Origin of the sequence: Stenotrophomonas sp. NRRL B-14846, from assembly GCF_050473585.1 — a bacterium.
Lineage (GTDB): Bacteria > Pseudomonadota > Gammaproteobacteria > Xanthomonadales > Xanthomonadaceae > Stenotrophomonas.
The window spans coordinates 3,343,705-3,362,551 of sequence record NZ_JBFLUN010000022.1; the positions used below are offsets into that span (position 1 = coordinate 3,343,705).

Consider the following 18,847-nt stretch of genomic DNA (forward strand, 5'->3'; position numbering starts at 1 on the left):
TCGCCATCGGCCTTCTGCGTTTCCGCTGACCGTTAACGCACAACGTTATCCACAGAACATGTGGATAAGACTGAATCTCCAATGGACACCGATATTTAGGTGACATTTATGATTCAACGGGCGCCGCCCGGCCGCTCCCTCTGCTGCCATTCGCGCGCGCATGGCCCGTTACACTGGCCCGATGCTTTCACCGATTCCGACCCTGCAGGTCGCCCTGCCCGTCCCCCTGCCTCGCCTGTTCGACTACCTGTCGCCGGAGGGCGATGGCCCGGCGGTCGCGGTCGGCTGCCGCCTGAAGGTGCCGTTCGGCAACCGGGAGCTGGTCGGTGTGGTGGTGGGGCACGGCCAGACCGACGACGGCCAGGGACTGCGCCAGGCCCTGGCCTGGTGCGACCCGCAGCCGCTGCTGCAGGGTGAGCTGTGGCAGAGCCTGCAATGGCTGGCGCGCTACACCCACGCCCCCCTGGGCGAGGTGCTGAGCACCGCTCTTCCCGGCCCGCTGCGCCATGGCGAGGCCCTGCCGGACACCCACCACTGGGGCTGGCAGCTGACCCCGGAAGGCCGCGATCAGCGCGACAGGCTGCGCGCCGGCAGCCGCCCACGGCAACTGGCCGAACTGCTGGCCGAAGCCATCGTGGATGAGGACGTGCTGGGCGAACGCATGGAGGACTGGCGCACCGCCGCACGCAGCCTGGCCAAGCGCGGGCTGGCCGAGCGCGTTGCGCTGAGCGTGGCCCCCCAACACGCGCAGCCACTGCCCGGCCCCACGCTCAACCCGGACCAGGCCGAGGCCGTGGCCGCGATCAACGCCGCCGACGGCTTCCAGTCGTTCCTGCTGGATGGCGTGACCGGCAGCGGCAAGACCGAGGTCTATCTGCAGGCGATCATCCATTGCCTGGCGCAGGGCAAGCAGGCGCTGGTGCTGGTGCCGGAAATCGGCCTGACCCCGCAGACCCTGGCACGCTTCCGCGGCCGCCTCGGCATCGCCGTGCATGCGCTGCATTCGGGGTTGAACGACAACGAGCGCGCGCGCGTCTGGGCAGCGGCCTCACGCGGCGAAGCACGCGTCATCGTCGGCACCCGCTCGGCAGTGTTCACGCCGCTGCCCCAGGCCGGCCTGCTGATCGTCGACGAGGAACACGACGGCAGCTACAAGCAGCAGGACGGCATCCGTTACCACGCGCGCGATTTCGCCCTGGTCCGGGCCAAGTCGCTGGGCATTCCGGTTCTACTGGGCAGTGCCACGCCCTCGCTGGAAACCCTGCACAACGCCTACGCCGGGCGTTACACCCACCTGCGCCTGAAACAGCGCGCCGGCGATGCGCGGCCACCGCGCGTGCGCATCCTGGACGTACGCAAGCGCCCGCTGCATGACGGTCTCTCCGCCGATGTGCTGGCCGGCATCGGCGAGCACCTGCAGCGCGGCCAGCAGGTACTGGTCTTCAAGAACCGCCGCGGCTATGCGCCGGTGCTGCTTTGCCACGACTGCGGCTGGACCGCGCCATGCCAGCGCTGCGATGCGCCGATGACGGTGCATGGTGGCGGTCGTCGCCTGCAGTGCCACCACTGCGGTGCGCGGCAACCGGCGCCGCTGGCGTGCCCGGCCTGCGGCAGCCTGGCGCTGCAGCCGCAGGGCATCGGCACCGAACGCCTGGAAGAACACCTCACCGCCGCCTTCGCCGACTTTCCGGTGGTGCGCATCGATCGCGGCACCACATCGCGCCGCGATGCGCTGGAACAGCAGCTGGCGAAACTGGGCGACCAGCCCGGCATCCTGGTCGGCACGCAGATCCTGGCCAAGGGCCACGACCTGCCCAAGCTGACGCTGGTGGTGGTGGTCGGCATCGACGAAGGTCTGTTCTCCGCCGACTTCCGCGCCAGCGAGAAACTGGCCCAGCAGCTGATCCAGGTGGCCGGTCGCGCCGGACGTGCACGTGACCCCGGCGAGGTCTGGCTGCAGACCCATCACCCCGGGCACCCGCTGCTGGAAACCCTGGTGAGCGGTGGCTACCACCCGTTCGCGCAGGCCGAATTGAACCAGCGCCAGGCGGCCGGATTCCCGCCGTTCGCGCATCTGGCGCTGATGCGCGCCGAAGCGCAGCAGGTGGAGCATGCCAACGCGTTCCTGCTGGCCGCTCGGCAGTTGCTGGGCGAGCAGAACGTGGTCGAAGCCTACGGCCCGATGCCGGCGCCGATGCCACGGCGTGCTGGCTACCAGCGCACGCAGCTGCTGCTGTCGGCCATGCAGCGGCCGCCGCTGCATGGTGTGCTTTCGCAGTTGGTGCCGCAGCTGTATGCACTGCCGGAAGCACGCAAGGTGCGCTGGTCGCTGGATGTGGATCCGACGGATCTGTATTGAGGGGTCGGAGCCCACCCGCTGGGTGGGATCCGACCCCGATGGCCAGGGGGTCGGATCCCTTTTCGCAGAAAAGGGCTCTGACCCCGAACGCCACCGATTACGTCAACGGCGACATCACGCCGCGCTGGTAGGCCGGCCGCTCCCGCAGCCGCGCATACCAGTCAGCCAGATGCGGCAGCTCCGGGCGCTGGATCGGCAGTTCGAACCAGGCGTAGATCAGCGAGCCCAGTGGAATGTCACCCATCGCGAATTTCTCGCCCGACAGCCACGGCTGTTTCGCCAGGGTGGCATCGGCCATTGCCAGGTAGTCACCGGCGCGGACGATGGCGGCGCTGATGCGCGCTTCGTCGCGGTCGGCCGGCGCGGTGCGCATGATGCCCCAGACCAGGTCGCTGTACAGCGGCGCCATCCGCGACGTGCTCCAGTCCATCCACTTCTCGGCCTGGGCGCGTTCCATCGGATCTTCGGCGTACAGGGTACCCAGCGCGTAGCGCGCACTGAGGTAGCGCACGATGGCATTCGATTCCCACAGCGGCAGGCCGTGGTCTTCGATCACCGGCACCAGGCTGTTGGGATTCATCGCCTGGTACTCCGGCGTCTGCGTGCCGCCGTGGCTGCCACCGACTTCGATGGATTCATACGGCAGGCCGATCTCCTCGGCGCACCACAGTACCTTGCGGACGTTGCTGGAATTGCGGCGGCCCCAGATCTTCAACATGCGGGTTTTCCCTGCTGGCAATGCGAGCGGCAACGATACGCCTGATCGGAGTGGAGATGTGCGTGCCGGATGCGGGATGTGGCATCCGGGGCTTGCCGGCCAGCGGCCGGCACTACCGGTTCTTTCTGGCCAGCGGCCGGCACTACCTGTTCTTCTTTGGCAGCGCGCGCACGTAGGACGACTTGCCGTCCTTCTTCAGCTCGAACAGCCCGATTGCTGCCAGCAGATCACTGAGCTTGCCGTAGCCGTAGTTGCGCGGATCGAACGAGGCCTGGTTGCCGATCTGGCTGCCGACCGGCCCCAGGTGCGACCAGCCATCCTCGCCCTCGGCCGAGGACACCGCGCGGCGCAGCATCTTCACCAGCCGCGTATCGCTGCGCATCTCCGCCCCGCTCTTGCGCGGGCGTGCATCATCATTGGCGACGGGCTCGCTCGACGCCTGCTCGCTCGATGCCTGCTCGGCATCCGGCACGCTGGCATGGGTCTGGCCCAGCGCTTCCAGGTAGGTGAACTTCGAGCACGCGTTGACGAACGGTTCGGGCGTCTTCTTTTCGCCGAAGCCATACACCTTCACGCCATCGGTCAGCAGGCGCATCACCATCGGGGTGAAATCGGCATCGCTGGACACGATGGCGAACCCATCAAGATTGCGCGCGTACAGCAGGTCCATGGCATCGATCACCATCGCCATGTCGGAGGCATTCTTGCCCTTGCTGTAGGCGAACTGCTGGATCGGGCGGATCGCATATTCGTGCAGCACCGCTTCCCAGCCCTTCAACCGCGGGCTCTTCCAGTTGCCATAGGCACGGCGCACGTTGGCCACGCCGTAGCGGGCGACTTCGGCCAGGACCTCGTCGATCTTCGAGGCCGGCGCGTTGTCGGCGTCGATCAACAGGGCGATGCGCTTTTCCGGTTCGCTCATGGGCTCCTCAGGTGCCGTTGCCTGAACCCGAGTATCGCCGATCCACGCGGGCGCTGACGTGACAGGCAGCCGCCGTGCGAAGATGCCAGGCGCTTCCCCCAATGCCCCCACTGGAGTGAGTCGATGAGTCGCGAGCGCGTTCCCCACCTGGTTGTTGTCGGCGGCGGTTTTGCCGGCCTCTGGGCCACCCGTGCCCTGGCCCGCGAGCGCATACGCATCACCCTGGTCGACCGCCGCAACCATCACCTGTTCCAGCCGCTGCTGTACCAGGTGGCCACCGCCGGCCTGTCCGCGCCGGATATCGCCGCGCCGCTGCGCCACATTCTCGGCCACCAGCGCAACGTGGAAGTCCGCCTGGGCGAAGTGGTCGCCATCGACAAACAGGCCCGGCAGATCCGCATGGCCGATGGCAGCACGCTGGACTACGACAGCCTGCTGCTGGCCACCGGCGCCACCCACGCCTACTTCGGCAACGACCAGTGGGCCGATGATGCACCCGGTCTGAAGACGCTGGACGATGCCATCGCGCTGCGCCGCAAGCTGCTGCTGGCATTCGAGCGCGCCGAGGCCGAACCGGACCCGGCGAAGAAGGCGGCATGGCTGAGCTTCGCGGTGGTCGGCGGCGGTCCCACCGGTGTTGAACTGGCCGGCACCCTGGCCGAGATCGCGCGGCATACGCTGCGCAACGAATTCCGCCACATCGACCCGGCCAGCGCCAAGGTGCGGCTGGTCGAGGCCGGCCCGCGCGTGCTGTCCTCGTTCCCGGAAGTGCTTTCGCTGAAGGCACGCCGGCAGCTGGAAAAGCTGGGCGTGGAAGTGCTGACGGGTACTCCGGTGAGCGACATCGACAGCCAGGGCTTCAAGCTCGGTGAGCAGTTCGTGCCGGCCCGCACCGTAGTCTGGGCCGCCGGCGTGGCCGCCTCACCACTGGCGCGCACGCTGGACGTGCCGTTGGACCGCGCCGGGCGCGTGCAGGTGCAGCCGGACCTGACCCTGCCCGATCACCCGGAGCTGTTCGTGGCTGGCGATCTGGCCGCACTGAACCAGGCCAACGGCAAGCCGGTGCCCGGCGTAGCGCCTGCCGCCAAGCAGATGGGCAAGTACGTGGCCGAGGTGATCCGCGCGCGCCTGCATGGCAAGGCGGCACCGGGGCCGTTCAAGTACGCCGACTACGGCAACCTCGCCACCATCGGCCGCATGGCCGCGATCGTGCACCTGGGCCGGCTGCAGTTGTCGGGCATCCTGGCCTGGTGGTTCTGGCTGGCCGCGCACGTGTTCTTCCTGATCGGCTTCCGCAACCGCATCGTGGTGCTGCTGAACTGGGCGGTCGCGTACTGGAGCTACCAGCGCAGCGCGCGCATCATCTTCGGTGATGATCAGGATGACCGGCGGCCGAAGCGCTAGGGAAGGCCTGCAAAGGGGTCGGATCCCTTTCCGCAGGAAAGGGCTCTGACCCCGTCAACACCCTCCACGCATGGCGTGGATCTACCGGTTCATCGGACCACCGGGCACCCGCCGTTTCGACCAGGTGCGGCAGAAATCCTCCTTCCTCGCGGTGTCGGCAATCTGCGTGCTACTCCAATGCCGGGTGATCCAGATCGTCAACGCGGTGCTGCTCAGATGCCAGCGCAGCATGCCGTGCCGAGGCTGCCGCCACAGGTGGCGTCGGGCAATCCAGTAAGCCTCCCGCTCCACTTCCGGCACCTTCTTCTGCATCACGTCCTTGTCGAAGAACTGCGCGGCGAAGCGCCAGGGGTTCATCGGCTGGTATCCCGCCCGTGGTTCACTGCTGCACGCAGCCACACCACTGGGCGCGCGGTCCGCCGGCTTCGGCCGGCCTTCCACCAGCGCCAGTCCGAGCAGGTACAGCAGGCCAGGCAGCAGTGCGATGGCGGCGACCAACACGATGACTGACAGCCACGCTTTCCCTGCGGCACCCATCGCTCACTTCGCCTTTGGTTTCGGGTACCACAGTGCGTTGACGATGACCCAGCGCTGGTCGAAGCGCCCCATGTGGAAGTAATCGACGAACCACGGGGTTTCCAGCCGCACCGAGGCGGCGTTGCCGGTCACGTCCAGCACCGTGCAGCGGCGGTCCCATTGGTCCTTCGGGGTCTTCAGCGCGCCCTGCTTCGTCAACGAGACCAGCTCTTCCTTCGACATGCGGCGCAGGCCCAGGCGCTCGTCGGGTGTATCGCCGAGCACCGCGCGCTTGGCCAGGTCCGGGTGCAGGGAGCGGGCGACGCGCTGCGGGTCGGCCTCCAGCTGGCCGTCGACGTAGTCGTGGCAGGTGGCTTCGATGGCCGCGATGGTGGCCGGGTCGGCGGCGGGACTTGTTGATGCGGAAAGAGCGAACAGCAGGGCAATCGCGGACATCCGGGTCTCCAGGGCTGGGCGCGGGGCGATCATCGCATGGGCCGGAGAACCCATCCACGCATGGCGTGGATCTACTGGGACCGGCGATGTCGGCAGGCCGAAGCCGAGCCTGGCGTGGATCTACAGAAGCGTCTCGGCCGGTGCCCGCAGCCAGGCCAGCTTGCGTTCGCGGGGCTGCTGCTTGAGCTGCCACTCGGCGCGTGAGGCGGCGGCCCGGTCCGGGTACTCGCGCACGGCCAGCACCCGCAGCGGCGGCCGGGCCCGGGTGTAGCGCGCGCCCTTGCCGGCCTGGTGGGCGGCGAAACGCGCGTCCACGTCGGTGCTGATGCCGGCGTAATAGCTGCCATCGCGGCATTCGAGCAGGTACAGGAACCACGGGCGGAGGGACGGGGCCATGCCCGGATTATGCCGTGCTGCACTGCAGCGGATATACTGGCGCCCGAATGCAGGAGAGAGGCGCCGCGCTGGCGCCCGCCGAAGGCGCAGGCTCCCATGATCGCTCAGGCCGGTGGGCTGGAATCCCACCAACCATGCATTCGACTCGCCGAGCTGGAGAGAGGTCACCGGGCACGCCCGGGACGATCCGCCGAAGGGGCACGCGGCCTACGCCGCTGAACTCTCAGGCAAAAGGACAGCGGGAGCGGCACCGGTCATCGTCATCCCGTCATTGCGCAGGCAGTGGCGGTGTACGCGCATGGCCGGCCCCACCGCGCCCGGAGCCTGTCCCATGCTGCTGTCCATCATCTACCTGATTGCCATTTCCGCCGAGGCCATGACCGGCGCGCTGTCCGCCGGCCGCCGCCGCATGGACCTGTTCGGCGTGGTCATGATCGCCTGCGTCACCGCCCTCGGCGGCGGCTCGCTGCGCGACATCCTGCTCGGCCATTACCCGCTGGGCTGGGTGAAGCATCCCGAGTACCTGGGTTTCACCGTGTGCGCGGCGCTGATCGCCACCTGGGTGGCGCGCTGGATGCACCACTTCCGCCGCACCTTCCTGGTGCTCGATGGCCTGGGCCTGATCGCCTTCACCCTGATCGGCTGCTCGATCGCGCGCGAGGCCGGCCATGCGATGCCGATCGTGCTGATCGCCGGCATGCTGACTGGTGCGTTCGGCGGCGTGCTGCGCGACATCCTCTGCAACGAGGTACCGCTGATCTTCCAGAAGGAGCTGTACGCGATCATCGCGCTGCTGACCGGCGCGGCGTATCTGTTGCTGCTGCATTGGGGCGTGGCCGACGCCACCGCGATCCTGTGCTGCCTGGGCGGCGGCTTCGCGTTGCGCCTGCTGGCGATCCACTACCGCTGGGAAATGCCGAAGTTCGTGTACCACGACGAAGTGCATTGAGCCTCTTCGTAGCGTCGAGCCATGCTCGACTGCGCTTTGCAGGAAACCAACGCGCGTCGCGCGCACGTCGAGCATGGCTCGACGCTGCAAAAACCGGCATCACCACCCCGGCGATGTACCTGGCGCTGTCGCTCATGCGCAGCGCCAGGCGCATCGCCGGTGCAGATGGGCCGGTCTCCAACTCCGGCCGGCCCTGATCGCGGCCGCACCCCCGCAGGCGCTGGCCGCCATCCACACACGTGCCGCACTCAGGCGGCTTCGGACACCTTCACGTCGCGACGGGCGCGCACGGCCGCAGCCAGTCGCTCCAGCACCGTCACGGTGGTGTCCCAGTCGATGCAGCCATCGGTGATGCTCTGCCCGTAGACCAGCGACTGGCCTTCCACCAGTTCCTGGCGGCCACCAACCAGATGGCTCTCGATCATCACACCAACGATGCGCTGTTCGCCGTCTTCCAACTGAACGGCGATGTCCTCGATCACCTTCGGCTGGTTTTCCGGGTTCTTCAAGCTGTTGGCATGGCTGGCGTCGATCATCAGGCGCGTCGGCAGCCTGGCCTTGGCCAGCACCTGGCAGGCATCGGCGACGCTGCCTGCGTCGTAGTTCGGCTGCTTGCCGCCGCGCAGGATCACATGGCAATCCGGATTGCCGGTGGTCGATACGATGGCGGTACCACCCTGCTTGGTGACCGACAGGAAGTGGTGCGGATTGGACGCTGCACCCACCGCGTCAGCGGCGATCTTCACGTTGCCATCGGTGCCGTTCTTGAAGCCGACCGGGCACGACAGCCCCGACGCCAGCTCACGATGCACCTGGCTTTCGGTGGTGCGTGCACCGATCGCGCCCCATGCCACCAGATCGGCGATGTACTGCGGCGAGATCACATCGAGGAATTCGACACCGGCCGGCAGGCCGAGCTTGTTGATGTCGCGCAGCAGGCCGCGGGCGATGCGCAGGCCCTTGTCGATCCTGAAGCTGCCATCCAGGTCCGGATCGTTGATCAGGCCTTTCCAGCCCACCGTGGTGCGCGGCTTCTCGAAGTACACGCGCATGACGATTTCCAGTTCGCCGGCCAGCGCATCGCGCAGCGGCTTCAGGCGCTGGGCGTACTCGATGGCGGCCTTCGGGTCGTGGATCGAGCACGGGCCCACCACCACCGCAAGGCGATCGTCACGGCCATGCAGGATCTGGTGCAGGGCCGCGCGCGAGGCGCTGACGGTGTCGGAGGCTTCATCGTCACAGGGCAGCATCGCCAGCAGCTGGGCGGGCGGTGTCAGCGGTTCGATGGTGCGGATACGCAGGTCGTCGGTGTGCGGGGGCATTGCAGGAGATCTCCGGAACGTTGGGGGTCCCCAGCGTGGCGGCATGAAAAAAGCCGCCAGGTTCGCTGGCGGCTTTCGGGAATGCGTCTGAAGCTTTCTTCAGGGTGAGCGCAGTCCTTCCTCCGCCAGTGGCTTCGGAAAGTAATACCAGTAAAAGCGGGTGGCGGCTGCGTTCATGGGGTGTATTGATAGCACAGCTTTTGCGCAGTGCAAAATGTTTCATCCGCAACTGGGGACCCGGTTCAGCGAGGTGCGCGCCAGCGCTGCCTATGTGGCAGCAGCCACGCAGAGTCGCTCATTTGCCATGCACTTCCACATCCAGCAGCAGGCCTTCATGGATGTCGGCCCAGCGCTCCAGCACGCGATCCAGCTCCTGCCTGGCCTCGTCCAGCTGCTCGGGGTTGAGCAGGGAACGGGCGGTGTAGAGGTCGGAGACCAACAGCCGCAGGGCCGCTTCCGGGATGGCCACCGACGGCCCTTCCAGCCCCGGCAACTGCAATGCCGGGCTGTCGCCAAGCGGGCCGAACAGCGTGACCTGGAGCGTGCTCTGCATGATCAACTTCCCTGCGGATGGACATGGGCAATGCACTGTTTACCGCGTCCGGGTGACAGGCGCATGTGCCGCCCTGCTGCTGGCCGGGTGTCTGGGCACCTCCGCAGCAGCGCTACAACGCGGCCAGGTCGGCCAAGTGCTGGACCATGCTGTCCACCGCACCGATGGCATGGGTGGTGGTGAAATACGCATGCCAGCCGGTAGCAGCAATGCCAGCCGCCAGCGCATCAGCCTCATCGCGGCTGGCGCAGTGCCAGACCGCATAGAACTGCTCGCCGCTGCCGTGCGGCACCTCCGTGGCGATGCGGCCCATCGCCAGTGGGGCAATGCGGGCCGGATCGAACTGCTGCATGCCGGCACCGATCCGGGCGAAGAAGGCCGCGCGCTGTTCGGGCGAGAGTGTGGTCCAGGCAGACGTGGCGGTATAGAGCTCGATGAAGGTGTGGGACATGGTGATTCTTCCTTGAGGTTGACGAGGCTGCGAGGTTGCCGGCCAGCGGCCGGCACTACCGGAGCGAGCGCATCGCGCGTTTGCGGATGTAGGCGTTGGCGGTGCTGTCGTGCTCGCGCTGCCAGCGCACGCAGAGTTCGCGCAGCCACTGCGGCTGTGTCTTGCCGGCATCATTGAGCCAGTTGCCGACGGAATCCTGCACATAGCGCTCCGGGTCATCGGCCAGTGCTTCCAGCAGCGCCACTGCATGTTCCGGATGTTGCTTGAACAGGGCGATGTGCGTGGCCCAGACACCACGTGGGCGCAGTGCTTCGCAGGCGAAGCGGCGCAGGTACGGCGATGCTTCCTGTGTCCACGGTTGCAGGTACCCGAGCGCCTGCTCCGGCGCGGAAACAATGTCCGTGCGTAGCGCCAGCCACGCCCATTCGCGCACTCCGAAGTGTGGGTCATCGGCCAGCGTGCGCATCTGCTGCAGCTTCTCTGCCAACGTTGCGCGAGCATCGCTGCCGATCAGATAACAGGCCCAGCCGCGCACGGTATCGGAGCTGTGATGCTGCCAGAGCGCAGGCGCGCCCTGCCCCGCCTTACGCAGCAACTGCGCGGCCAGGGCCATGCGCTGGGTGATGCCCTGGCCTGAGGCTTCGTGCATGCGTTGCAGCGCTTCCGGTTCAAGCGCTGGCGCTACCCCTTGCAACAGCTCGGCGAAATCCACTGCCAGGCATTCGGCCAGATGAGTGGCGGCGGCGTTGCCGCTGTTGAGTGCACGCCGCCGCTCCGCTGGAATGGGCGTGCTCATGCTGCGGATTTCCGCCCGGCGTCCGTGTGCTGCCAGACCTTGTGCAGCAGCCGTGACAGCTGCTGCTGTTCATCCGCATCCAGGCCGTTGAACAGGCCGCCGATCCACTGTGTGTGCTGCTCGAACAGCGCATCGGCCAGGCGCGCCCCCTTTGCGGTCAACACGATCTGCAGGCGACGGCCATCCTCGGCATCGCTGCGACGCTGCAGCAGGCCTTCGCGCTGCAGGCCGTCGAGCAGGCCGCTGATGGTGGCGCGGGTCACGCCGGCACGCTCTGCCAGTTCATGGGGCGGCAGCGAGCCATCGGCGCCATGCAGCAGGAACAGTACGATGAAGCGACCCTCGCTGAGCCCTTGCGGTGCAAGCCGGGCAGCGCAGTCGCGATCGATCGACGAGGCCAGCGAGAGCAGCTGGAAACACAGGCGCAGCTGCGCGATGTTGGCGTGACCGCGTCGTTGCGCTTCCTCCAGCAACGCCTGGTGCTTGGTTTCGATCATGGCGCCCCTGCAATGTGATTAGCCGCCTAATCATATTACAAAAACACATAATCCATGAACCACGCCGATTTTCAGGAGAACGTCCCCAGCAACAGGCGCGCGATCAGCCCGCCGCCCTCACGGTGCAGCAGCTGCAGTTCGCCTGCGTGCCGCCTGGCTACATTGGCGGCCACAGCCAACCCCAACCCGGCGCCACCGGTGGCGCGGCTGCGCGAGCTCTCGCTGCGCTGGAACGGTTGCAGCAGGCGTGCACGGTCGGCCTCGGCGATGCCCGGGCCGCGGTCCATCACATCCAGCTGCACCCTGTGGCCGGCCATGGCGAGCTGCAGCTCCACAGTCCCGGCGTAGCGCTCGGCGTTGTCGATGAGATTGTCGACCGCGCGCCGGATCAGCAGCGCATCGCCGTTCCAGCGCAGCGTGTCCGGCCCCTGGATGGAGATGCCGACTCCGCGCAGCAGCGCCGCCTGCACGCAGTCCTCCAGCAGTGCGGCCAGATCCAGACTGCGCATCTGCAACGGCTGCAGTTCACCGCGTGCGTAGTCCAGCACCTGCTCGATCATCGTATCCATGCGCTCGATGTCCGCCACCATCCGCGCCGCCTGGGGCGCGGGGGCGAACTCGGCGCGCAGGCGCAGCCCGGTCAATGGCGTGCGCAGGTCATGCGCTACGGCGGCCAGCATGTGGGTCATGTCCTGTGCCTGCGCATGCAGGCGATCGCGACCGGTGCTGATCGCAGCGGCCAGCATCTGCACCTCGCGTGGGCCGTCATCCGGCAAGGGCGCTGCGGCCTGCAGGTCCACCCGTGCGCTGGCTTCGGCCAGACGTTGCAGCGGGCGTCCCAGCCGGATCGATGCCCACGCCGCCAGCGGCGCCAGCAGGACCGCACCACCCAGCAGGGCAAGCACCACCTGGCGGCGCCAGGCCGCCAGATCGCTGTGATCGCTGCCGACTACCTGCCAACGGCCATCGGCCTGGCGTACGCCCAGTTCAAACGGCGGCCATTGCATGGCGGTCAGTACTGCCGCCTGCGCCTTCAGTACACCGGCCCGCGCCGTGGCATCGAGCACGGTACCCCCCTCGATGACCTGCACGTCCGGCGCCTTGCCCTGCCCACTCCAGACCAGGCGTACCTCCTTCGCCGGCAAACCCATCTGCAGCGCCGCCAACTGCGTGAGCCAGTCGCTGGCGCTGCCCTGTGGTGGTGCGTCCTGTGTCGCCAGATGCAGGCCCAATGGCGCTGCGGCCTGCTCCCCGCGCAGCACCTGCACGGCCTGGTCCAACCGCATCGGCGGAGGCGCGGGCCGGGGCATCCAGCCAACCACGGCCACGCTGACCAGGGTCGCCAACAACAGGCTGGCCAGGGCCAGCATCGCAATCCAGCGCGCGGTCGGCCACCGGCTGCTCACAGCACCTGTACCCCGGCGTCGAAGCGGTAGCCTTCACCGCGCAAGGTCTGCACCAGGGCTTCAGCACCGGATGAGGCCTGCCCCAGCTTGCGTCGCAGCCGGCTGATCGCCAGGTCGACCGCACGATCGACGCTGTCGGTGGGTTCACCGCGGCTCAGCTGCAGCAGCTGCTCACGCCCCAGCACCCGCCCGGGACGTTCGGCCAGCGCCAGCAGCAGGCTGAACTCACCGCGGCTGAGCATCAGTTCGTTTCCGTCCGGCGCGAACAGGCGACGTTGATCAGGCAGCAGCCGCCAACCAGCAAAGCGCAGTTCGCTGGCCACCTGCGCGCGCAGCTTGTGCTGGCGGCGCAGCAGAGCGCGTACCCGTGCCAGCAGTTCCCGCGGATCGAACGGCTTGGCCAGGTAGTCGTCCGCCCCCATCTCCAGTCCGATCACCCGATCCGGCGCGCTGCCCATCGCCGACAGCATCAGGATCGGGATGGCCCGTGCCTGAAGCCGGCGGCAGACCGAAAGCCCGTCCTCGCCGGGCATCATCCAGTCGAGGATGATCAGGTCGGGCCGTTCACTCTGCAGCACCACGTCGAGCGCCCTCGCGTCCGCCGCGACCCGCACCAGGAAGCCATGCAGCAGCAGGCAATCAGCGATGGCATCGCGGATGCTGGCGTCGTCATCGACAACGATGACACGGGCGGGAGTCGTCATGCGGGCAGTATCGGGCCGGTCTGTATCAGGACGGTATCAACAGCGATGTTCCCGCGATACGCCGCTGCGCGCCAATGGGTGCCCATGATCACTGCGGAGATTTCCCTTGCGCCTCATCCTCCTGTCCCTGCTTGCTGCGCCGCTGCCTGCGCTGGCGTCTGGTGCCCCCGAACACGTGCTGCCGATGTGGACGCAGGGTGGTCATCCGGCGGTGGCCGTCCTGCTGGACGGACGCGCCGAACCGCTGCGCTTCGTGGTCGACAGTGCCGCCGGGGCAACGCTGGTCGATGCCCGCGTGGCGAGGCGCTATGGCCTGGAGGATGCGGATGCGGCGGTATCGCACGCCCAGGGCGCAAGTGCGAAGGCGGCGCGGTTGCAGCGCACCCGCAGCACGTCCTGGCAGCTGGGCAGCTGGCAGCTGCAGGCCCGTGGCATGCAGGTCGACCTGTCTTCGCTGGCCAAGGACGATGATCCGGCCATCGACGGTTTGATCGGCAATGACCTGACCGGACGCTGGGACACGCGCTGGGACTTCGGCGGCAATCGCCTGGCGCTATGGACGCCTGGCCGATTGAACCTGGAAGGACCGGGTTGCCAGCCCAATGCGCTGCCCGAGCGCACTGCCAGCCTGCGCCAGTTCGGCTTCATCACACTGGCACTGGGCACGCCGGGTGTGGAGGCTATTGCCGTAGTCGACACCGGCGCGGCGCAGACTGTTCTCAACGCCGCAGCGGCCCGCGCACTGGGGTTGCGTACCGACGGCAGCGACGCCCGGGTACGCATGCGCGAAAAGGGCACCGAGGGGCTGGGCGGCGGCGCGCAGGCCACCTGGCTGTACACCCTGCCCGGGATGACCGGCAGCGGCTGGCAGCACCCGCCGATGGAGGTCCGGATCAGCGAACTGCCGGTGTTCAAGGCGATCGGCCTGGAGGCGCGGCCGGCGCTGATCCTCGGTGCCGATGCCATGCGGGACAGCCAGGTGGACATCGGTACGGGGGCCGCACGGATCTGCCTGCGCCCGCCGGTGCCCAGCCAACCCGTGGGCCATGACGCCGGCAACGGGCTGGCGTAGCATCGCGCCACGTCCAGCCAGGAGTTCCACGCATGCGCCGTGCTGCCCTGTTCCTGCTGATCCTGTTCCCGATGGCGGTCCTGGCCGCACCGCCTCCCGTGCCCTCGCCCGCCCGCATCGATGCCGAAGCGCGGCGCCTGATGCAGGCGGCCCATGTGCGCGGCATGGCGCTGGCGGTGATCGACGACGGCAAGGTGGTGCACGTGGCCGCCTACGGTGAACGCAACGCCGCAGGCGAGCCCCTGCGCACCGACACCGTGATGTACGCCGCATCGCTGACCAAGATGGCGTTCGGCCACCTGGTCGCACAGCTCGCCCAGGCCGGGGTGATCGATCTGGATGCCAGCATCGCCGCCGCACTGGACATGCCGCTGCCGGACTACCCGCCCGAGCCGAAGAAGTACGCCGACTACAGCGTGCTGGCCAGTGATGCGCGCTGGCGCCAACTCACGCCGCGACGGCTGCTGAACCACGCCAGCGGCTTCGCCAACTTCGGCTTTCTCGAACCGGATGGCCGCTTGAAGTTCCACTTCGACCCCGGCAGCCGCTACGCATACTCCGGTGATGGGCTGATCCTGCTGCAGTTCGTGATTGAACGCGGGCGGCCGGGCCAGAACGTGGGCACCTTGATGCAGCAGCGCGTGTTCGATCGCTTCGGCATGGCGCGGACCAGCATGACGTGGCGTAGCGATTTTGCCGGCAACCTGGCCGATGGCTGGACTGCGGACGGCACGGCCGAGCCGCACGACGAGCGCAGCCGGGTACGTGCAGCAGGATCGATGGATACCACCATCGCCGACATGGCCCGCTTCGCGGCCGGCTATGTGCGCGGCGAAGGACTACCGGCTTCAATGCGCAAAGAGCTGGTGCGGCCGCAGCTGCCGATCACCACCGCCAGCCAGTTCCCCACGCTGCAACCGGAGCTGCCCGCGGCGCAGCAACGCAGGGATCTGGCCGCGGGCCTGGGCGTGGTGACCTTCCGCGGCTCGCAGGGCGCAGGCTTCTACAAGGGCGGCCACGATGATGCGGTCGGCAACACGCTGGTGTGCATCGAGCGGTACAAACGCTGCGTGGTGATCCTGGGCAACGACGTGCGGGCGGAGGCCACGTTCCCCGCTCTGGTGGCGTTCGTGCTGGGCGATACCGGCGTGCCATGGCAGTGGGAATACGGCGCGGCGAAGGCATTCGTCGAATGACGGTGCGATGACGCCTGCGTGGCGAGTGCGGCGCGGATGGCTGCCCCGCTTATCGCGCCTGTTCGAAGAACATCAGGTACACCAGCCGGCCATTTCCCAGGCGGTCGCCGAACGCGGGCCCGGCGGTGTGCCAGAACCAGGGCCGCAGCAGCACCAGCCGGTTGAAGCGCATCGGGATGCGCATGGTCATTTCCCACTGGCTGTCGTCGTTGCTGTCGCGCTCGATGATGTCGCGATGCATGTCGCCGCCGTTGGCATAGCCCAATGCGGCCAGCTCCGCTGCATCCAGGGCCATGCGCTCGGTGCCGGTGCGGCGGTGGCGGAAGAACTCGGTGCCGCCCTCGCAGTGCTCCGGTGCACTCAGGTAGAGGATGCCCGACCAGTGCGAGTGATCGGCATGCACCTTGGCGCGGCCGGTATCACCGGCCAGGGTGATCCGGAACTTGCCGTGCGACTGCAGCGGGTTGACCGGCCGCAGCGGTTCGTTGACCAGCCGCGAGACCGCGCCCGACAGTCCATCCAGATCCAGCCGCTGCTGCGAATTGCGCCCTGGGAACGCGCCTTCCTGCACGGGATAGGTCAGGCCCAGCGCCGCCTGGCGCAACCCCTGCGCATCGGCAGGAGAAAGGAAGTCGTCGACGATGATGAACGAGGTAGGCATGGCCACCGAGCGTAGCGATGCGCTGCGGCGGCGGCAACCGGGCAACGAAAAACCCCGCCTTGCGGCGGGGTTCTTCTTTGCATCGGGAAGGCGTGCCGACCAGGGTCGGCAACGACCGCCGGGGACGTGGACTTAGAAGTCCATGCCGCCCATGCCACCCATGCCGCCCATGCCACCGGCGCCACCCATGGCCGGCTCGTCCTTCTTCGGAGCTTCGGCAACCATGGCTTCGGTGGTGATCATCAGGCCAGCAATCGAAGCGGCGTTCTGCAGCGCCGAACGGGTCACCTTGGTCGGGTCCAGGATGCCGAACTGCAGCATGTCGCCGAACTCGCCGGTGGCGGCGTTGTAGCCGAAGCTGCCGGTGCCTTCCTTGACCTTGTTGATGATGACCGACGGCTCTTCACCGGCGTTGGCCACGATTTCGCGCAGCGGGGCTTCCATCGCGCGCAGGGCGATCTGGATGCCGTGGTTCTGGTCTTCGTTGGCACCCTTCAGGCCGGCCAGTGCGGTGACCGCACGGACCAGGGCGACGCCGCCGCCCGGGACCACGCCTTCTTCAACGGCTGCACGGGTCGCGTGCAGGGCGTCGTCGACGCGATCCTTCTTTTCCTTCATTTCGATTTCGGTCGACGCGCCGACCTTGATCACGGCAACGCCGCCGGCCAGCTTGGCCACGCGTTCCTGCAGCTTCTCGCGGTCGTAATCCGAGGAGGTGTCCTGGATCTGGGTCTTGATCTGGCCGACGCGTGCATCGACGGCAGCCTTGTCACCCACGCCATCGATGATGGTGGTGTTTTCCTTGGAAACCTGCACCTTCTTGGCGCGGCCCAGGTCCTTGATGGTGGCCTTTTCCAGCGACAGGCCGACTTCTTCGGAGATCACGGTGCCGCCGGTCAGCACGGCCATGTCTTCCAGCATCGCCTTGCGACGGTCGCCGAAGCCCGGCGCCTTGACGGCCACGACCTTGACGATGCCACGGATGGTGTTGACCACCAGGGTCGCCAGCGCTTCGCCTTCGACTTCCTCGGCCACGATCAGCAGCGGCTTGCCGGCCTTGGCGACGCCTTCCAGCACCGGCAGCAGGTCACGGACGTTGGAGATCTTCTTGTCGTGCAGCAGGATGAACGGGTCATCCAGGTCAGCGGTCTGCGACTGCTGGTTGTTGATGAAGTACGGGGACAGGTAGCCGCGGTCGAACTGCATGCCCTTGACCACGTCCAGCTCGTTGTCCAGGCCCGAGCCTTCTTCAACGGTGATCACGCCTTCCTTGCCGACTTCCTTCATCGCGTCAGCGATGATCTGGCCGATCGACTCGTCCGAGTTGGCCGAGATGGTGCCGACCTGGGCAATCGCCTTGTCGTCAGCGGTCGGCTTGGAGATGGTCTTCAGCTCGGCAACGGCGGCCACGACGGCCTTGTCGATACCACGCTTCAGGTCCATCGGGTTCATGCCGGCGGCAACCGCCTTGGCGCCTTCGCGGATCAGGGCCTGGGCCAGCACGGTGGCGGTGGTGGTGCCGTCGCCTGCGTCATCGTTGGTGCGCGAAGCAACTTCCTTCACCATCTGCGCGCCCATGTTCTCGAACTTGTCAGCCAGTTCGATTTCCTTGGCGACGGAGACGCCGTCCTTGGTGATGGTCGGCGCGCCGAAGCTCTTTTCCAGCACGACGTTGCGGCCCTTCGGGCCCAGGGTGGCCTTGACGGCATTGGCGAGAACGTTGACGCCGCGCACCATGCGCGAACGGGCGTCTTCACCGAAACGAATATCCTTGGCAGCCATTGCATTTACCTCATTGGTAGCGCCGGACGAGGCCCGGCGGCTGGGATTTGGGGATCAGGTTGAAACAGGTCGCGCCGGGGCTCAGCCGATGACGGCGAGCACGTCGTCTTCGCGCAGGACCTTGTACTCGACGCCTTCGCTCTTGTACGAGCTGCCGGCGTACTGGCCGTAGATGACCTTGTCGCCGACCTTCAGCGACGGAGCGCGCACGCTGCCGTTGTCCAGCGGCTTGCCCGGGCCGACGGCCACGACTTCACCCTTGGTGGACTTTTCCTTGGCCGAATCCGGAATGACGATGCCACCGGCGGAGATTTCGTCGGCTTCGATCGGCTTGACCACAACGCGGTCGTGCAGCGGCTTGATGCTCATGAGAGACCTCTTAAGTTATTGATTGGTCTGAAAAAGTCTGGCGATGTTAGCACTCACCCCAGGTGACTGCCAGCATTGCTCGCGAAAAAGCCCGATGAATCGGGAGCAGGACAGAGATGGAGCTGCGCCCGGACCTTTCAAGGCCGGGCGAGGAAAAATTTTCGCCGCCCCGGATGCGCGGATTCCCGCCCTGCGTGAAGGCATTCAGGCCGGTGCAGCGCGACAACCCCGTGTCCCAAACCCTCGACATTTGGTGACCCGCGTCGCACTGTCAGATATCTGACGTTCATTTACGACAAAGTGTCACTGGATCGGCCT

The 18,847-nt window shown here is 67.2% G+C and carries 20 protein-coding genes and 2 riboswitches; of the genes, 5 read left to right on the top strand and 15 right to left on the bottom strand.

The genetic code is table 11. The annotated features are described in order from the left end of the window. Positions 1 to 181 precede the first annotated feature (181 nt). Entirely contained in the window at positions 182 to 2,359 is a 2,178-nt protein-coding gene (locus tag AB1281_RS17590; RefSeq protein WP_430347014.1) for a primosomal protein N', read from the top strand. A 97-nt stretch (positions 2,360 to 2,456) separates the two neighbouring features. Here the strand turns inward: AB1281_RS17590 and AB1281_RS17595 are convergent, their stop codons facing one another. Further along, complete coding sequence (locus AB1281_RS17595) at positions 2,457 to 3,077, bottom strand: glutathione S-transferase family protein (protein WP_014038651.1); 621 nt, start codon at positions 3,075 to 3,077, stop codon at positions 2,457 to 2,459. Positions 3,078 to 3,219: 142 nt separating this feature from the next. Next, positions 3,220 to 3,999, bottom strand: a complete 780-nt coding sequence (locus AB1281_RS17600; RefSeq protein ID WP_075676070.1) for an NYN domain-containing protein — start codon at positions 3,997 to 3,999, stop codon at positions 3,220 to 3,222. A 123-nt stretch (positions 4,000 to 4,122) separates the two neighbouring features. On the opposite strand from AB1281_RS17600, the gene AB1281_RS17605 reads away from it, so the two are divergent. Continuing rightward, on the top strand, positions 4,123 to 5,403 hold the full coding sequence (locus AB1281_RS17605) for an NAD(P)/FAD-dependent oxidoreductase (protein WP_164115603.1): 1,281 nt from the start codon (positions 4,123 to 4,125) through the stop codon (positions 5,401 to 5,403). Positions 5,404 to 5,484: 81 nt separating this feature from the next. On the opposite strand, the gene AB1281_RS17610 is transcribed toward AB1281_RS17605, so the two are convergent. The 3 genes from AB1281_RS17610 to AB1281_RS17620 form a co-directional block, all read right to left on the bottom strand. After that, entirely contained in the window at positions 5,485 to 5,940 is a 456-nt protein-coding gene (locus AB1281_RS17610) for a hypothetical protein (RefSeq protein ID WP_430346525.1), read from the bottom strand. Between the two features lie 3 nt (positions 5,941 to 5,943). Next, positions 5,944 to 6,375 (bottom strand): nuclear transport factor 2 family protein, encoded by a 432-nt coding sequence (locus tag AB1281_RS17615; RefSeq protein ID WP_197583009.1) that lies wholly within the window; start codon positions 6,373 to 6,375, stop codon positions 5,944 to 5,946. 120 nt (positions 6,376 to 6,495) lie between these two features. Continuing rightward, positions 6,496 to 6,771, bottom strand: coding sequence for a GIY-YIG nuclease family protein (locus AB1281_RS17620; RefSeq protein ID WP_430346526.1), 276 nt, complete (start codon positions 6,769 to 6,771; stop codon positions 6,496 to 6,498). A 40-nt stretch (positions 6,772 to 6,811) separates the two neighbouring features. Next, positions 6,812 to 6,901: riboswitch (glycine riboswitch) on the top strand. A 13-nt stretch (positions 6,902 to 6,914) separates the two neighbouring features. Then, positions 6,915 to 7,018: riboswitch (glycine riboswitch) on the top strand. A gap of 84 nt (positions 7,019 to 7,102) precedes the next feature. On the opposite strand from AB1281_RS17620, the gene AB1281_RS17625 reads away from it, so the two are divergent. Further along, positions 7,103 to 7,720 (top strand): trimeric intracellular cation channel family protein, encoded by a 618-nt coding sequence (locus AB1281_RS17625; protein ID WP_005411215.1) that lies wholly within the window; start codon positions 7,103 to 7,105, stop codon positions 7,718 to 7,720. A gap of 248 nt (positions 7,721 to 7,968) precedes the next feature. Here the strand turns inward: AB1281_RS17625 and AB1281_RS17630 are convergent, their stop codons facing one another. The 7 genes from AB1281_RS17630 to AB1281_RS17660 form a co-directional block, all read right to left on the bottom strand. Continuing rightward, the gene (locus AB1281_RS17630) at positions 7,969 to 9,042 is read right to left on the bottom strand and encodes a 3-deoxy-7-phosphoheptulonate synthase (RefSeq protein WP_430346527.1); all 1,074 of its coding nucleotides are present in this window, start codon (positions 9,040 to 9,042) and stop codon (positions 7,969 to 7,971) included. Positions 9,043 to 9,337: 295 nt separating this feature from the next. Further along, a complete protein-coding gene (locus AB1281_RS17635) occupies positions 9,338 to 9,595 on the bottom strand; it encodes a hypothetical protein (RefSeq protein ID WP_430346528.1) in 258 nt (85 codons plus the stop codon). 112 nt (positions 9,596 to 9,707) lie between these two features. Then, positions 9,708 to 10,046, bottom strand: a complete 339-nt coding sequence (locus AB1281_RS17640) for a DUF6616 family protein (protein WP_430346529.1) — start codon at positions 10,044 to 10,046, stop codon at positions 9,708 to 9,710. A 55-nt stretch (positions 10,047 to 10,101) separates the two neighbouring features. Further along, positions 10,102 to 10,842 (bottom strand): DNA alkylation repair protein, encoded by a 741-nt coding sequence (locus tag AB1281_RS17645; RefSeq protein WP_430346530.1) that lies wholly within the window; start codon positions 10,840 to 10,842, stop codon positions 10,102 to 10,104. Continuing rightward, positions 10,839 to 11,339: a MarR family winged helix-turn-helix transcriptional regulator gene (locus tag AB1281_RS17650; RefSeq protein WP_430346531.1), complete on the bottom strand. Its 501-nt coding sequence runs from the start codon at positions 11,337 to 11,339 to the stop codon at positions 10,839 to 10,841. Before AB1281_RS17650 ends, AB1281_RS17645 begins: the two co-directional genes overlap by 4 nt. Before the next feature lie 71 nt (positions 11,340 to 11,410). Next, positions 11,411 to 12,709 (bottom strand): sensor histidine kinase, encoded by a 1,299-nt coding sequence (locus AB1281_RS17655; RefSeq protein WP_430346532.1) that lies wholly within the window; start codon positions 12,707 to 12,709, stop codon positions 11,411 to 11,413. Positions 12,710 to 12,741: 32 nt separating this feature from the next. Then, complete coding sequence (locus AB1281_RS17660) at positions 12,742 to 13,449, bottom strand: response regulator (RefSeq protein ID WP_430346533.1); 708 nt, start codon at positions 13,447 to 13,449, stop codon at positions 12,742 to 12,744. A gap of 106 nt (positions 13,450 to 13,555) precedes the next feature. Here AB1281_RS17660 and AB1281_RS17665 point away from each other — a divergent pair, with 106 nt between their 5' ends. Beyond that, positions 13,556 to 14,521 carry an aspartyl protease family protein gene (locus tag AB1281_RS17665; RefSeq protein WP_430346534.1) on the top strand — a complete coding sequence of 322 codons (966 nt, stop codon included), beginning with the start codon at positions 13,556 to 13,558 and terminating at the stop codon, positions 14,519 to 14,521. 32 nt (positions 14,522 to 14,553) lie between these two features. Then, positions 14,554 to 15,717, top strand: coding sequence for a serine hydrolase domain-containing protein (locus tag AB1281_RS17670; RefSeq protein WP_430346535.1), 1,164 nt, complete (start codon positions 14,554 to 14,556; stop codon positions 15,715 to 15,717). Between the two features lie 49 nt (positions 15,718 to 15,766). Here AB1281_RS17670 and AB1281_RS17675 read toward each other — a convergent pair whose 3' ends face one another. From AB1281_RS17675 to AB1281_RS17685, 3 genes are all read right to left on the bottom strand, one after another. After that, positions 15,767 to 16,378: a DUF6445 family protein gene (locus AB1281_RS17675; RefSeq protein ID WP_430346536.1), complete on the bottom strand. Its 612-nt coding sequence runs from the start codon at positions 16,376 to 16,378 to the stop codon at positions 15,767 to 15,769. Between the two features lie 132 nt (positions 16,379 to 16,510). Then, complete coding sequence (gene groL, locus AB1281_RS17680) at positions 16,511 to 18,160, bottom strand: chaperonin GroEL (RefSeq protein WP_014038666.1); 1,650 nt, start codon at positions 18,158 to 18,160, stop codon at positions 16,511 to 16,513. An 81-nt stretch (positions 18,161 to 18,241) separates the two neighbouring features. Continuing rightward, the gene (locus tag AB1281_RS17685; RefSeq protein ID WP_006396661.1) at positions 18,242 to 18,529 is read right to left on the bottom strand and encodes a co-chaperone GroES; all 288 of its coding nucleotides are present in this window, start codon (positions 18,527 to 18,529) and stop codon (positions 18,242 to 18,244) included. Positions 18,530 to 18,847: the final 318 nt, after the last annotated feature.

What these genes read in the sequence shown, in the direction of transcription:
- AB1281_RS17660 (WP_430346533.1), bottom strand. Translation starts at nt 13,449, where the DNA reads ATGACGACTCCCGCCCGTGTCATCGTTGTCGATGACGACGCCAGCATC.
- AB1281_RS17650 (WP_430346531.1), bottom strand. Translation starts at nt 11,339, where the DNA reads ATGATCGAAACCAAGCACCAGGCGTTGCTGGAGGAAGCGCAACGACGC.
- groL (WP_014038666.1), bottom strand. Translation starts at nt 18,160, where the DNA reads ATGGCTGCCAAGGATATTCGTTTCGGTGAAGACGCCCGTTCGCGCATG.
- AB1281_RS17670 (WP_430346535.1), top strand. Translation starts at nt 14,554, where the DNA reads ATGCGCCGTGCTGCCCTGTTCCTGCTGATCCTGTTCCCGATGGCGGTC.
- AB1281_RS17605 (WP_164115603.1), top strand. Translation starts at nt 4,123, where the DNA reads ATGAGTCGCGAGCGCGTTCCCCACCTGGTTGTTGTCGGCGGCGGTTTT.
- AB1281_RS17635 (WP_430346528.1), bottom strand. Translation starts at nt 9,595, where the DNA reads ATGCAGAGCACGCTCCAGGTCACGCTGTTCGGCCCGCTTGGCGACAGC.
- AB1281_RS17590 (WP_430347014.1), top strand. Translation starts at nt 182, where the DNA reads ATGCTTTCACCGATTCCGACCCTGCAGGTCGCCCTGCCCGTCCCCCTG.
- AB1281_RS17675 (WP_430346536.1), bottom strand. Translation starts at nt 16,378, where the DNA reads ATGCCTACCTCGTTCATCATCGTCGACGACTTCCTTTCTCCTGCCGAT.
- AB1281_RS17645 (WP_430346530.1), bottom strand. Translation starts at nt 10,842, where the DNA reads ATGAGCACGCCCATTCCAGCGGAGCGGCGGCGTGCACTCAACAGCGGC.
- AB1281_RS17685 (WP_006396661.1), bottom strand. Translation starts at nt 18,529, where the DNA reads ATGAGCATCAAGCCGCTGCACGACCGCGTTGTGGTCAAGCCGATCGAA.
- AB1281_RS17655 (WP_430346532.1), bottom strand. Translation starts at nt 12,709, where the DNA reads ATGCTGGCCCTGGCCAGCCTGTTGTTGGCGACCCTGGTCAGCGTGGCC.
- AB1281_RS17625 (WP_005411215.1), top strand. Translation starts at nt 7,103, where the DNA reads ATGCTGCTGTCCATCATCTACCTGATTGCCATTTCCGCCGAGGCCATG.
- AB1281_RS17620 (WP_430346526.1), bottom strand. Translation starts at nt 6,771, where the DNA reads ATGGCCCCGTCCCTCCGCCCGTGGTTCCTGTACCTGCTCGAATGCCGC.
- AB1281_RS17595 (WP_014038651.1), bottom strand. Translation starts at nt 3,077, where the DNA reads ATGTTGAAGATCTGGGGCCGCCGCAATTCCAGCAACGTCCGCAAGGTA.
- AB1281_RS17640 (WP_430346529.1), bottom strand. Translation starts at nt 10,046, where the DNA reads ATGTCCCACACCTTCATCGAGCTCTATACCGCCACGTCTGCCTGGACC.
- AB1281_RS17615 (WP_197583009.1), bottom strand. Translation starts at nt 6,375, where the DNA reads ATGTCCGCGATTGCCCTGCTGTTCGCTCTTTCCGCATCAACAAGTCCC.
- AB1281_RS17600 (WP_075676070.1), bottom strand. Translation starts at nt 3,999, where the DNA reads ATGAGCGAACCGGAAAAGCGCATCGCCCTGTTGATCGACGCCGACAAC.
- AB1281_RS17630 (WP_430346527.1), bottom strand. Translation starts at nt 9,042, where the DNA reads ATGCCCCCGCACACCGACGACCTGCGTATCCGCACCATCGAACCGCTG.
- AB1281_RS17610 (WP_430346525.1), bottom strand. Translation starts at nt 5,940, where the DNA reads ATGGGTGCCGCAGGGAAAGCGTGGCTGTCAGTCATCGTGTTGGTCGCC.